The sequence below is a fragment of the Nitrosomonas nitrosa genome, assembly GCF_003051105.1.
GTDB classification, from domain to species: Bacteria; Pseudomonadota; Gammaproteobacteria; order Burkholderiales; family Nitrosomonadaceae; genus Nitrosomonas; species Nitrosomonas nitrosa.
Map to the genome: position 1 here is coordinate 96,252 of NZ_QAOO01000003.1, position 12,269 is coordinate 108,520.

Genomic DNA, 12,269 nt, shown 5'->3' on the forward strand with positions numbered 1-12,269 from the left:
AATTCATAAAAGCTATCGTTGATTGAGCTCGTTATTTTCGCACATCATGCATTCATGCATCGCACATCCATTGCGGATTTTTAGGGGGAGTCAGGGTAGGGCAAAAATTCGTTGAAAAAATAATGATGATCGATGACGCATGCTCATAAGCTTGGTTGTGAAAATTAATAGAATTGCGAATAGGGTATTGGAGCACAGGATTGTTTTACTGAACTCAAGCATTGCTGGCGTGAGCGTCCTGCCAGACTAAAATGGAATGCAAAGTAAGCAGATATGCCATCATTGGGTAGACACAGACAGGATCCGGCCGACTGATGAAGGATGAAAAACCACCGGATTGTTATTCGGTGGTTTTTCAATAATTAATATGAAACGGCAGGTCCTTCTACCCATTTGCAGTCAGAAAGCAGGCACATACCACCAAACTCTTTCAGTTTTGGAGATAATCCTGCCACAATCTTGGCTGCCTGATCTTCTTTGCAGGCCAGAACTACAACGGCATTCCCGTCATCCCAGAGCACTTCATTCGGATCACGTGTACCCCTTGATCCTAAACCACCCGCGTTTCTAAGCACTGTGTAGCCTTTGGCGCCGGCTTTCAATAACAAGCTAACAAGTTCTTCGAGTTTTCCAGCATCGATGACGATCTCGATGCGTTTCATTGATATTGTTGAATCCATATTGTCCTCCATGTGAAATTTCAATTAAGCTTTTAACAAGACCTTTCGCCGGCAACGTGGTGAAACCGTAGTTGCCAGCGCAGCGGAAACTGAGCACCTTCGGAAAATAAGCTGAACATGATTCTAGAACCCACCTGTATTCAACCAGCGCCTAATCAAAAGATTTTAAAAGCATTCACAGAATTACTTATCCGAAGTGTGTTCTGAAAAAATCATCAAAGCAACAGAACGTGGTCCGTTCCAGTGAGTTGAGTTTCTGCGGTAATGCTACCTGCCTCGTTGTTATGAGGTTGTTAAAGAAAGATTAAAAAAGAATGAATGAGTGGATGAGACTGTGTTTTGGTCTGGCGATATGAGCGTTGCGTATTACCACGTTTAATTGTATTAACACTGCATGCCTGCTGCCACCTAGGAAGCGACTGATTAATAAAAGGTAAGCTTCAGATTCTGCGAAGGTATTTCATGAGAATGGGCCGTTACAGTAGATATCGTAACGTTCTTGTCTCAACCACGGGACGAGAAGTTGTTAATGAAGGGCATTAAAGTAGAGGCCATACATGCTGGAATTGTATACCTTTTGTTCATGGAAATTTGGCCTATCAAATCCACGCTACTACCTAACTTATTGGATCAGGGTTAGAGTGGTATGTTCTGAAAATAGAAAGAAAGATCAAGCAAAGTTGGTTGATTCCCCTTTACCGTGAAATGGTAGTTTGCATTCCGTTCCTCGACGAGGTATTGCGCCAATTCACGCTGGGTAAGCAGCGCATCTGCTGTTATGGTTCTGCCTTCAATCGCAATGGCATCCAGCATGGGTGCAGCCATCTTGATTTCATTGGTTTGTTTTTACTCTGACGGGTGTTTGGAAGGGAGCACCCCTACTTTTTTGGGTGTAGCAGTAACCACTTTAGTGGCCAATGACACTCATGATATGCGTTTGTCTGCCCTGGTCATCAAGCGCGTTGCACATGGTTTTTCCGTCGATGGCTAGTCTTTCATCCAGATAGCCATAGTGTGCATTCCAGATATTCAGCGCCTGATTCAGTTGTTCAGGGTCAACATTAACTAAGGCATTACGGATTACCGTGCGGCTTGGCGCTTCATAGCGGCCATTTCGTTTCCTGCACCGAAAGCGGCTGCGTGCATTGTTACCAAGTGATTGCACCCACAGAGCAATATCTTTGTAACCACGCATCCCGCAGAGAATGGCAGCTACTGATAGTGAGAGTATTGTGGGCAATTGGTGCTTCTTTCCTTGCGCTCCACGGGGGGCATTGATTGCCTTGAAGGCATCATAAAGAGATAACATCTGGTTGGCTGTCAGTTTCATATTCGCTTTTCCTGTGAGGTAACGGTCATTGAGCACAGGACGAGAAAGCAGTGCGCGCGCATTGCGTTGCAGCGGCAGGATAAACACACACTTGGATGATTGTGTTCGTTCATAACCCTCCCTTGTGCGCCGATACCCTTTGGTCGAACCGGCTAGAATCCAGTTTGAGGCGCGGTAGATCGTGCCATGAAAGCGATCAGGATCTACAAATGTTTCCAGTAGCAGGAGAGGATAACCAAAACGCTCCAGCCAGTCTTGTTGAATTCGGCGTCTACAGTGCGACAAGACTTGGGAGGCAAGGTTTGGGTGATGATGCTCCGGGAGAATAAGAAAACGCGAGTTATTTGCTACCAGATGGAGGCGGTCATACTGATGACGATAACGCTACCCAATCCATTTATCGCGTGCAGAGCACTTGAGGGCGGGTACTGAAAAACTCAGTAACGCTAACTATTAAAATTGCGTGCCTGTGAGGAGTGAACGGATGCTTCTTGGAGGTTGTATCAGACAATCTGTCTCTCAACAGTTGATTTAAAATTTACGTTTAACCCTAAATCGAGCGGGTTATCCTGAATCTAGGTCTATCTTTATGTTTTTATAAATGTTGTGGAGCTAGGCGTAAATCCAACCTGCGAAATGCGCCGTTACAGCTGACAGATAGTATGTTTGCGTGATAGCATCACGGAATCACAACCGGAAAAGAACAATGCGCAAAGTGATTGGCATCCGTCCCGCAAAGTTACTGGCGGGACCGCGGATGATAGCAGTGATACCACTTCCACCGTCTGGTTCGTTTCCTGGCGGAAGTTGGCCGGCTTATTGTCGGAAGAAAACCGCGCGCTGCTGCTTCTGATGCACGAACGCCAACCCTGCACCGTGCTGGAGCTGGTCCAGTGGTCAGGCCGTGTGGCCAGCAACCTGTCGCGCACCTTGCGACATTTAGAGCGCCACGGCCTGGCAAACTGCATCGCAGTCCGAACACGCGTGCCGTGCGACCCGAGGCGCTGGCCACTGAGTTTCTGGTCGTGCTCAATTGATCTGAGAGGAGCGGAAATGAAGTTCGAGGTGAATTACGACGAGGCCAATCCGGATGTGCTGACAGCCGCGAATCCGCGTGTGCGACACCACATGATTAGCAGCCTCTGGCGATCCGAGGAATTGCGTAACGAAATCAAATCACGAGTCAGTGTACAGCAGCACATTGATTGGATCAAAGCGACCTTAGGGTACCCCACAGCAGCGCTGTTCGAAGGGTGGGACAAGAATATCGCGCCTCCGACTATTGGCAGGTGATCCGTGATAGCAACCCAGAAAATACAAAGACCGCTGATTCGCTACGCGGGTACAGCGGCCGAGACCTCGATAGGTTCAAAGCCGATAGGCAGTGAACTCAACGCGAAAGAATATCCTGAGCGGCTTGTTTGTCAAGCTGAGCTGATTTTGGCTCAAACTCGGGCTTATCCGCTCAATTTGCACCAAACCGCCGAGTCAAGTGGCAAGAAAATCGCTGTAACTCTTTGTCCTGTCAGGATATACCGTTTAGCTCATGTTCGATGTCCGAGCCAAAAAAATGTATCAATTGCATCCTTCTGCCGCGCAGCAATGGGATTGCCTCAAGAGGAGTAGAACAGGTAGGCTTGATGACGACAACGACACAGATCATGACCGAGGCCGACACTTGCCGAGAATTGGTCACGCCTAAGTTGGTCAATGCCGGATGGGGCTGCGCGCCACACGTGATCGGCGAGCAGCGCACCTTCACCAATGGCCGCATCATTGTCACTGGCGGTCGCGTGCGTCGTGGCAAGCAGAAACGTGCGGACTATGTGCTGTACTACCGGCGTGACTACCCACTGGCCGTCGTGGAGGCAAAGGAACTGAGGTTACCAGCAGAGACCGGGGTGCAACAGGTCAAGGACTATGCCGAAATTCTTGGTCTAAAATTCGCCTATGCCACCAACGGCCATCGCATTATTGAGATCGACTATACCACCGGCACCGAGCGCGAGGTGGATCGCTTCGCCACACCCGCCGAACTCTGGCAACGGCTGATTGCCGCCACCGCGCTGCCCGATCCGGCCACACCCCATTTGCTTGAATCGTTCAATCTGATCTCGGGTAAGGTGCCGCGCTACTATCAACAAATCGCGATCAACCGCGTGATCGAGGCCATTCTGCTCGGCCAGAAGCGCGTGCTCGTCACCCTGGCCACCGGCACTGGCAAAACTTGCGTGGCGTTTCAGCTTTGCTGGAAATTGTGGAACAGCCGCTGGAACCGCACTGGCGAATACCGACGGCCGAAGATTCTATTCCTGGCCGATCGCAACATTTTGGTAGATGATCCGATGGCCAAGATGTTCGCACCGTTTGGCGACGCCCGCCACAAGATCGCTGGTGGTGACGTGAGCCAGAGCCGGGACATGTACTTCGGCATCTATCAGGCGCTGTTCACCGCCAACGAAGAAGTGTTCCGTCAGTATCGCCCCGACTTCTTCGATCTGATCATCATCGACGAATGCCATCGTGGCTCCAGCCGCAACGACAGCAACTGGCGCGAGGTGCTCGACTATTTCTCGCCCGCCGTGCAGTTCGGCATGACCGCCACGCCGCTGCGCGAAGAATCGCGTGACAGCTACGAATACTTCGGCAACCCGGTCTACACCTACAGTTTGCGCCAGGGCATTGAGGACGGCTTTCTCGCCCCCTATCGGGTTCATCGTGTCATCACCACCGTGGATGCCGCTGGTTGGCGGCCATCCAAGGATGAGCTCGACCGCTTTGGCCGCCCTGTGCCGGATGACGAGTACCAAACCAAGGACTTCGAACGGGTCATCGTACTACGCGCGCGCACCAAGGCAATTGCGAAGCACCTTGCCGACTTCCTCAAAGGCACTGACCGCTTCGCTAAGACCATCGTGTTCTGCGTCGATCAGGAGCATGCGGCCGAAATGCGCCAGGAACTGGTCAATCTTAGTAGTGATCTAGTCAAGCAATACCCCGATTACGTCTGCCGCGTTACCGCCGATGAAGGTACCATTGGCCTAACCCATCTCGCCTACTTTCAGAACGTGGACAAACCTACGCCGGTGATCCTCACTACTTCACAACTGTTGACCACCGGCGTCGATGCCGAGATGGTCAAGAACGTGGTGTTGGCGCGCGTGGTCGGCTCACGCTCCGAGTTCAAACAGATCATCGGGCGCGGCACCCGGCTGAGGGTCGACTACGGCAAGGAATACTTCAACATCATCGACTTCACCGGCACTGCTACCCGGCACTTTGCCGATCCGGATTTCGATGGAGAGCCGGCACGCATCGAAGAAGTAACGATCGATGAATTGGGTGATCAGATCAGCGCAACGTCGACTGAGCTCGAGACGCCATCCGAAGAGCAGGCGGTGGAGTATGAGGTGCCTGAAGAGCAGATCGGGCTGGGGGGTGCCGGTATCTCCATTAATGAACCACCTCTGGAACCGCGCAAGTTCTATATCGACGGCGGCGACGTCGAGGTGATCGGTCATCTGGTCTACGACCTCGATACCGACGGCAAGAAGCTTCAGGTGGTCAAGTACACCGAATATTCTGGCCGCACCGTTCGCACCCTGTACCCGACCCGCGATGCGCTGCAATCCGCCTGGGCCAATTCCAATACCCGCGCCGAGGTGCTACGTGAGCTGACCGAGCGTGGCATCAGCTTCGAGGAGCTGGCAGCCAGCGCCGACCAGTCGGACGCCGACCCATTCGATCTGTTATGCCATCTGGCCTGGAATGCGCCGCTGCTCACTCGTCGCCAACGCGCTGAACAAGCCAGGAAGGCAGCGCAGGATCTGTTCGGCCAGTACGGCGATGCTGCCCGCGAAATCCTCGCGCTGCTGCTCGATAAATATATCGAGCGCGGCATTATCCAGTTCAATGCCCTGTCCGAACTGATGAAGGTGCAACCTTTCGACCGCTTCGGCAGCCCCACCGAGATTGCCACCCGGCATTTTGGTGGCATCAAACCCTTCAAGGAAGCCGTTTCGCGCCTGCAGACGGCCCTTTACCAATGACGCGACATTTCTGAATGACCGCAACCGAAAAGAAAATTAGAACCAAACGTGCCAAGGCACCGCTGACAACGCGCGACAACCTGTCGGCGCTGATCGGCAGCGCCCGCAAGATCTTGCGCAAGGATAAGGGCCTAAACGGCGACGTTGACCGTCTGCCACTGCTCACCTGGGTGATGTTCCTCAAGTTCCTCGACGATCTCGAAGTCGTGCATGAGGAAGAAGCAGAGCTCGACGGCAAGCCCTACCAACCCATCATCGAATCCCCCTACCGCTGGCGCGACTGGGCTGCGCGCGAGGATGGCCTTACCGGCGACGAACTACTGGCTTTCATCAACCAGGACGAATGCCATCGTGCCGACGGCTCACGCGGCGCGGGCCTGTTCGCTTATCTGCGCGGACTGGCTGGCAGCGGCGAGAGAGGTAGCCAGCGCGAGGTTATCGCCAACGTCTATCGTGGTGTACAGAACCGCATGGTCAGCGGCTATCTGCTGCGTGACATTATCAACAAGATCAACAGTATCCACTTCAGCTCAAGCGAAGATATCCATACCCTCTCGCACCTGTACGAATCGATGTTGCGTGAGATGCGCGACGCTGCCGGCGACTCCGGCGAGTTCTACACTCCGCGCCCCGTGGTGCGCTTCATGGTGCAGGTGACCGACCCGCGCCTGGGTGAAACAGTGCTCGATCCGGCATGCGGTACCGGCGGGTTTCTAGTGGAAGCCTATGGCCATATTGCCCGGCAGGTGACCAACCCGGACCAGCGCCGCACCCTGCAGCGCGATACCCTGTTCGGCCAGGAGGCCAAGCCGCTGCCCTACATGCTGGCGCAGATGAACCTGCTGCTGCACGGGCTGGAAGCCCCGCAGATCGCCTATGGCAATACGCTGGAACGGCGCATCACCGAGATCGGCCACAGCGATCGGGTGGACGTGATCCTCACCAACCCGCCCTTCGGCGGCGAGGAAGAAGTCGGCATCAAGGTCAACTTTCCGGCCAACATGCAGACGGCGGAAACCGCGCTGCTGTTCCTGCAATACATCATGCGCAAGCTTCGCTATGCTGGCCATGGCGCCGACCAGGGCGGCCGCGCCGCCGTGGTGGTACCCAACGGCACCCTGTTCGGCGATGGCGTCTGCGCCGTCATCAAAGAGGAGATGCTGAAGGAGTTCAATCTCCACACCATTGTGCGCCTGCCGCAGGGCGTGTTCGCACCCTACACCGATATACCGGCCAATCTGCTGTTCTTCCAGCGCGGCGGCCCCACCGATACCCTCTGGTACTACGAACTGCCCCAGCCCGAAGGCCGTAAGAAGTACAGCAAGACCGCGCCGCTGCCCTTCGAGGCCTTCCAGCCGGTGCTCGACTGGTGGAACCACCGCGAAGAAGGCCCGCAGGCCTGGCGGGTGGAATTCGCCGATAAGCGCACCGCCGCCATCGATGCTGCCACGCCACATTGGCAACGGGCGGAAACCGAGCGCGCCAACGCACTGGCCCTGGGCAAGCCCATTCGAGAGCTGGAGCAGGCCATCAGCAACGCGACCAATGGCGATAAGGCTACCTTGCAGGTGCAATTGCGCGAGCTGAAGACCAAGCAGCAAGCCCATGAGACCGCCGCCAAGGCCTCGCAGGCCGAGGGCGATGCGCTCTACTGGCCGATCTACAACCTCGACCTGAAGAGCCCGCACGCCGCCGGTGGGCTGGAACACGCCAACCCGAAGGATCTGGTCGCCGCCATGCGTGCGGGTGAAGAGGATGTGCTGCGCCTGATCGGCGAGATCGAAGCGCTGGTGGCTGAGGTGCAGGAATGAGGCAGTGGCCGAAGGTTGCGTTGGGCTATGTGCTCTGTCGATCCAGCGAGCCTGCGGTGTGTACTCCGGACGCCGAATACGATGAAGTCACTATCAGACTTTGGGGTAAGGGTGTCATCAGCCGCGGTAAGGTTCGTCGTGCAGATGTGACAACACCACGACGGGTGGTGCGTGCCAATCAGTTGATCCTTTCCAAGATTGATGCCCGCAACGGCGCGATCGGGCTGATCCCACAAGAGCTCGATGGCGCCATCGTCAGCAACGACTTTCCTTCTTTCGAGTTTGCCGACAGCAAGCAACTTGACCCGGTGTTCATGGGATGGATGGTGCGCTCCCGGTACTTCGTTGAACTGTGCAAAGCGGCCAGTGAAGGCACGACCAACCGTATGCGCATCAAGGAAGATCGGTTTCTCGCACAAGAGATTCCCCTGCCGCCGCTGCCAGAACAGCAAGCCATCGTCAGCCGACTCGACACGCTCGACGACAAGGTTCGGCAGGTGAACGAACACCTCGACGCCATCGAGCACAACGCCGATCGTCTGCTCGCGGTGCGCTTCCGTGATGCCATTGCCGATGCGCCCATGCGACCGATGGCGGAGGTGGCGCCGCTAGTGCGGCGCGAGGCAACCATCGAGTTGGAAGGCAGCTATCCCGAGCTGGGTATCCGCTCCTTTGGGAACGGCACGTTCCACAAGCCCCCACTCTCTGGCGCCGACGTGGGCACCAAGAGGCTTTTCAGTATCGAACCGGGAGATTTGCTCTTCTCCAACGTGTTTGCCTGGGAGGGCGCCATTGCAGTTGCCCAACCGGAGGACGCGGGCCGTTTCGGGTCGCATCGTTTCATCACCTGTCGCGTTGATCCCAATATCACCTCGCCGGAGTTCCTGCGCTACTATTTTCTGACCGATGCTGGCCTGGAAAAGATTGGCAAGGCATCACCGGGCGGGGCTGGCCGTAACCGAACACTGGGCCTTGAGAAGCTGATGGCTATTCAAATCCCGGTTCCATCGTTTTCAACACAGCAGGCTTTCGATACCCTGCAGGCCAAGGTGGCAAAACTCAAAGCCCGACACGCCACCATCCACCAAGCAAACGACGCACTGATCCCAGCGACGCTGGAACGGGTGTTCTCATGACCAATCTGGAGGATAGCGCCCCATGAAAGTCGTTCGATTGACAATCAACGGATTCCGGGGCATACGTTCGGCAGATGTCGTTTTGGGAGATCATTCAGTTCTCGTCGGCCCTAATAATTCCGGCAAGACCACGATCATCGAGGCGCTGGCACTGTTATTCGGGCGTGACAAGTTGGTGCGTCGCCTGACCGAACACGATTTCTACGGCAGCGAGCCTGATGCAACCGCACGCATTCTGTGCATTGCTACCGTATCAGGCTTTACAACCAATGATCCGCAGCATTACCCCTCGTGGTTCAATCTCGAGCGTGGCGTTGAAAAATGGCTCGACCCCAACACCAAAACTCTGAGTGCCGCGCTGGATCAGCAACATACGGACCTGGCAGTTCAGATCGGCTTTGCTGCACGTTTCGATCTTGATGAACTGGAAGCTGAGACGATCCGGTTTTTCGTAGACGATGAAGCGACGTTAGGTGACCCGTTTGCGGAAAATGCCCATCTACGCCCCATCCCTGCAAAGGCGTTGCAGGAACTCGGCTTCTTCCTGGTTCCGGCATCACGCACATGGGATCGCTGGATTTCCTTTTCCTCTGAGTTGTTCCGCCGTGTGGTAGCGACACTCGGGGGTATACCCGCGGAAACTGTGCGAGCAGAGCGGCAGAGGCTCTGGAAACCGCCGGAAGGCACGCAGCTCGAAGACCAGGATGGGCTTTCCGAGATCATCAGCTCAGCCAATAACGAATTGCGCGGGCTCATATCGAACGCCCCTAGACTCCAACTACGCCTGACCTCAACCGACAGCGAATCCATTCTCGATACTATCGTGCCGCACTTCGTTCACGGAGAAGGGCCTGGCCTTCCCTCGCGACGGCATGGAACGGGCCTCGTTTCCCTTCAAAGTCTCTTGCTGCTCATGCAGTTCGGAAAGGCGCGGGCGGAAACAGGTCAGTCCTTTGTGCTGGCGGTTGAGGAACCGGAACTGCATATCCAGCCCTCGCAACAGAAGCGGCTGATCAACCGCCTCAATGCACTGTGCGACCAAACGATTGTCACGACCCATTCGCCTATCGTGGCTGCGATGTTTCCGCCACCCGCCACGCTCTTCATTGAGACGCGCGAGGGTGTTTTGAACGCCAGGCCGCTGATGAATCCGGTGCCCGCGCAACCGACCAACCACCAGCAACATTTGTTGTACGCATGGCGGCAAAAGCTGGTAGCCGCGCTCATGCACGAATGCGTACTGATCCCCGAAGGGGTTTCTGATGTGGCATGGCTTGAGGTGCTGCAAACTGCCCTTGAGCAGCATCAGGGTTGGGATAACGTACAAGAGAATACGCCGCTTTTCTCCACTTTCGTAGGCGTCGTGCCGACCATAGACGCTAAGATTGCCGATACATTTGCGCTGGTCAGCGCCGTTCACCCGCGGCTTTGCATCCTCGTAGACGGGGACAATGATGGGCGTGGTTACTTCGATGCGGTGAAGGTCATCGATCCGCCGCCGCGCTGTGTAGTGTTGTGGCCGCAGGATTGGGCGATGGAGCATGTGGTTTCGTGGATTGCGGGCGCAGATGAAGCAGCAATGCTGACAGCACTCGAAGTCGCGCTGGGTACTGCTTTCGCTGACCGTGCGGCGCTTGCCGCTCATTTGCTCACCCAAAAATCCTACGCGCCGACCCATGAGAATGTCGCCGTAACCCTCATGGCCAATGCTGCGTGCCGGGCATGCGCCGCACAGTTGCTGGGCGCTTTGTGCGACGTGCTCCGCGATCCCGCGAGCGCGAAAACACCACTCTTTACTCGCATTGACGAGGACTCGACCGCTGACATGCATGTTTTCCGGTTTGCGCCGACATGACATTCGATTTCTTCGAGGGTGCGGCGGGCACGGGCAAGACCTACAACCTCGTGAGCCGTGCGGGAGAACTCGTACTGGACGGGTCGCTGGGTGAAGGGCAGAAGCTCTTGGCGCTCACTTTCATGAATGGTGCGCGTCGCCGACTGGATGCGCGGCTGGGCGAGAACCCAACTTTCCGCAGGCGCTTTGATTGCCAGACCTTCGATGTGTTCGCCCGGACACTGGCCGCGCGGCGCAGGAGCTTGATTACGCCAGAACTGCAGGAGCAGGTCGCTACACTGAACGAATTTGACGGGCCGTGCGCCTTGGCAGCCGGCCTTATGGAACATGAATCTGTCCGGCAATGGGTAGCAAGAAGCTTTCCATTAGTTCTGGTCGATGAAGCACAAGACCTCGACGAACACCGTATGTGCATACTTCAGGGACTTTCGCAATCCTGCCGGATCGTCGCGGCAGCAGACGCTTTTCAGTGTCTTTATGACGGTCGCGACACTGCGCCCCTTATGGGCTGGCTTGAAGGCGCTGGGCAGACCCACCGTCTCACTAAGGTCCAGCGCACGCAACAACAGGGTTTGCTGACCGCCGCCCTAGCCTTGCGCGAGGGCTGGGATGTGAAAGCGCCTCTCGCAGCCAAGGCGTACAAAAACAGGACGACATGGAACGGTGCGGGCTTCCGGCTTCTGGACGTGCCTGCGACAAATGCCAATCACGCACTTCTGGCATGGTCGATTGCGAATGAGATTGCGCAGCGCCAAGGCCCGGTCGTCATTCTCACCCCGGATGCGGGCAACGCGATTATCTGCGCCGCGCTCAACACCGTTCAGACGAAGCCGCATAAATGGAAGAAGACCGGAGCGACGTTCGGACCGTATGCGCTTGCGTGGGATCGTCACGACAACGAAGAAGCCGACGGCTTGCTGGGCGATATCGCCTTACCGGAGGCAGCGTCTTACGCCGATCTTCGCGCGCTTCTAACGCCTTTGGCTGGGCACGCCGCCATCGCGCAGGCCATCAACCGCATGGATCGCTTGCGTAGAGCGCACGGGCAAGCAGTTTTCACCGCCGCGAAAGTTACCGAGTTCGTCCGGGAGTCCGTGCGTAACCGTTTACGCCAGGGCTTTCGGCAGCAACACGGCCATCTTGCCATGACGATCCAGCGCGCCAAGAACCGCGAGTTTCCGAATGTCATCGTACTGTGGCCGCACACCGCTACAGGCAGCGCGGAGCATTTGCGCAGGTTGCTCTACAACGCCATCACGCGAGCGCAAAACCATTGCACTGTCATTGTGCTCGGCCAAAACCGACTGAATACTCCGCCGTTTGCTCCCGCATGATCCCCTCGGCACTGTCATGACGGAGACTAAGCGCCAGATGCCGTGGTGGTCAGCTATCGTCCTGCTCTCGAAGA

The 12,269-nt window shown here is 55.8% G+C and carries 10 protein-coding genes and 2 pseudogenes; 8 read left to right on the top strand and 4 right to left on the bottom strand.

The features are described 5' to 3' along the window. Positions 1 to 362: 362 nt before the first annotated feature. The 4 genes and pseudogenes from C8R30_RS02275 to C8R30_RS16550 form a co-directional block, all read right to left on the bottom strand. Positions 363 to 680 carry a P-II family nitrogen regulator gene (locus tag C8R30_RS02275; RefSeq protein WP_090667133.1) on the bottom strand — a complete coding sequence of 106 codons (318 nt, stop codon included), beginning with the start codon at positions 678 to 680 and terminating at the stop codon, positions 363 to 365. A 636-nt stretch (positions 681 to 1,316) separates the two neighbouring features. Continuing rightward, entirely contained in the window at positions 1,317 to 1,505 is a 189-nt protein-coding gene (locus C8R30_RS02280; protein ID WP_107789441.1) for a hypothetical protein, read from the bottom strand. Positions 1,506 to 1,587: 82 nt separating this feature from the next. Next, entirely contained in the window at positions 1,588 to 2,010 is a 423-nt protein-coding gene (locus C8R30_RS16545; RefSeq protein WP_338065844.1) for a transposase family protein, read from the bottom strand. Positions 2,011 to 2,154: 144 nt separating this feature from the next. Continuing rightward, positions 2,155 to 2,367: pseudogene (locus tag C8R30_RS16550) on the bottom strand (Druantia anti-phage system protein DruA); the annotation flags it as partial. A 462-nt stretch (positions 2,368 to 2,829) separates the two neighbouring features. Between C8R30_RS16550 and C8R30_RS16755 the strand changes: the two are divergent. The 8 genes and pseudogenes from C8R30_RS16755 to C8R30_RS02315 form a co-directional block, all read left to right on the top strand. Continuing rightward, positions 2,830 to 2,907 (top strand): annotated as a pseudogene (locus C8R30_RS16755) (hypothetical protein); the annotation flags it as partial. After that, a complete protein-coding gene (locus tag C8R30_RS15790) occupies positions 2,904 to 3,047 on the top strand; it encodes a hypothetical protein (protein WP_181258685.1) in 144 nt (47 codons plus the stop codon). The pseudogene C8R30_RS16755 and the gene C8R30_RS15790, both read left to right, overlap by 4 nt. A gap of 16 nt (positions 3,048 to 3,063) precedes the next feature. Next, complete coding sequence (locus tag C8R30_RS15795) at positions 3,064 to 3,303, top strand: hypothetical protein (RefSeq protein WP_181258686.1); 240 nt, start codon at positions 3,064 to 3,066, stop codon at positions 3,301 to 3,303. Between the two features lie 347 nt (positions 3,304 to 3,650). Next, positions 3,651 to 6,059 carry an EcoAI/FtnUII family type I restriction enzme subunit R gene (hsdR, locus tag C8R30_RS02295; RefSeq protein WP_107789478.1) on the top strand — a complete coding sequence of 803 codons (2,409 nt, stop codon included), beginning with the start codon at positions 3,651 to 3,653 and terminating at the stop codon, positions 6,057 to 6,059. Between the two features lie 14 nt (positions 6,060 to 6,073). Further along, entirely contained in the window at positions 6,074 to 7,870 is a 1,797-nt protein-coding gene (locus C8R30_RS02300; RefSeq protein ID WP_107789443.1) for a class I SAM-dependent DNA methyltransferase, read from the top strand. Beyond that, the gene (locus tag C8R30_RS02305) at positions 7,867 to 9,006 is read left to right on the top strand and encodes a restriction endonuclease subunit S (protein WP_107789444.1); all 1,140 of its coding nucleotides are present in this window, start codon (positions 7,867 to 7,869) and stop codon (positions 9,004 to 9,006) included. Before C8R30_RS02300 ends, C8R30_RS02305 begins: the two co-directional genes overlap by 4 nt. A 22-nt stretch (positions 9,007 to 9,028) precedes the next feature. Continuing rightward, positions 9,029 to 10,861, top strand: coding sequence for an ATP-dependent nuclease (locus C8R30_RS02310; RefSeq protein WP_107789445.1), 1,833 nt, complete (start codon positions 9,029 to 9,031; stop codon positions 10,859 to 10,861). Further along, positions 10,858 to 12,195 (top strand): ATP-binding domain-containing protein, encoded by a 1,338-nt coding sequence (locus tag C8R30_RS02315; protein ID WP_107789446.1) that lies wholly within the window; start codon positions 10,858 to 10,860, stop codon positions 12,193 to 12,195. The genes C8R30_RS02310 and C8R30_RS02315 overlap by 4 nt, the downstream gene beginning before the upstream one ends. Positions 12,196 to 12,269: the final 74 nt, after the last annotated feature.

What these genes read in the sequence shown, in the direction of transcription:
- C8R30_RS02275 (WP_090667133.1), bottom strand. Translation starts at nt 680, where the DNA reads ATGGATTCAACAATATCAATGAAACGCATCGAGATCGTCATCGATGCT.
- C8R30_RS02280 (WP_107789441.1), bottom strand. Translation starts at nt 1,505, where the DNA reads ATGGCTGCACCCATGCTGGATGCCATTGCGATTGAAGGCAGAACCATA.
- C8R30_RS16545 (WP_338065844.1), bottom strand. Translation starts at nt 2,010, where the DNA reads ATGAAACTGACAGCCAACCAGATGTTATCTCTTTATGATGCCTTCAAG.
- C8R30_RS15795 (WP_181258686.1), top strand. Translation starts at nt 3,064, where the DNA reads ATGAAGTTCGAGGTGAATTACGACGAGGCCAATCCGGATGTGCTGACA.
- hsdR (WP_107789478.1), top strand. Translation starts at nt 3,651, where the DNA reads ATGACGACAACGACACAGATCATGACCGAGGCCGACACTTGCCGAGAA.
- C8R30_RS02300 (WP_107789443.1), top strand. Translation starts at nt 6,074, where the DNA reads ATGACCGCAACCGAAAAGAAAATTAGAACCAAACGTGCCAAGGCACCG.
- C8R30_RS02305 (WP_107789444.1), top strand. Translation starts at nt 7,867, where the DNA reads ATGAGGCAGTGGCCGAAGGTTGCGTTGGGCTATGTGCTCTGTCGATCC.
- C8R30_RS02310 (WP_107789445.1), top strand. Translation starts at nt 9,029, where the DNA reads ATGAAAGTCGTTCGATTGACAATCAACGGATTCCGGGGCATACGTTCG.
- C8R30_RS02315 (WP_107789446.1), top strand. Translation starts at nt 10,858, where the DNA reads ATGACATTCGATTTCTTCGAGGGTGCGGCGGGCACGGGCAAGACCTAC.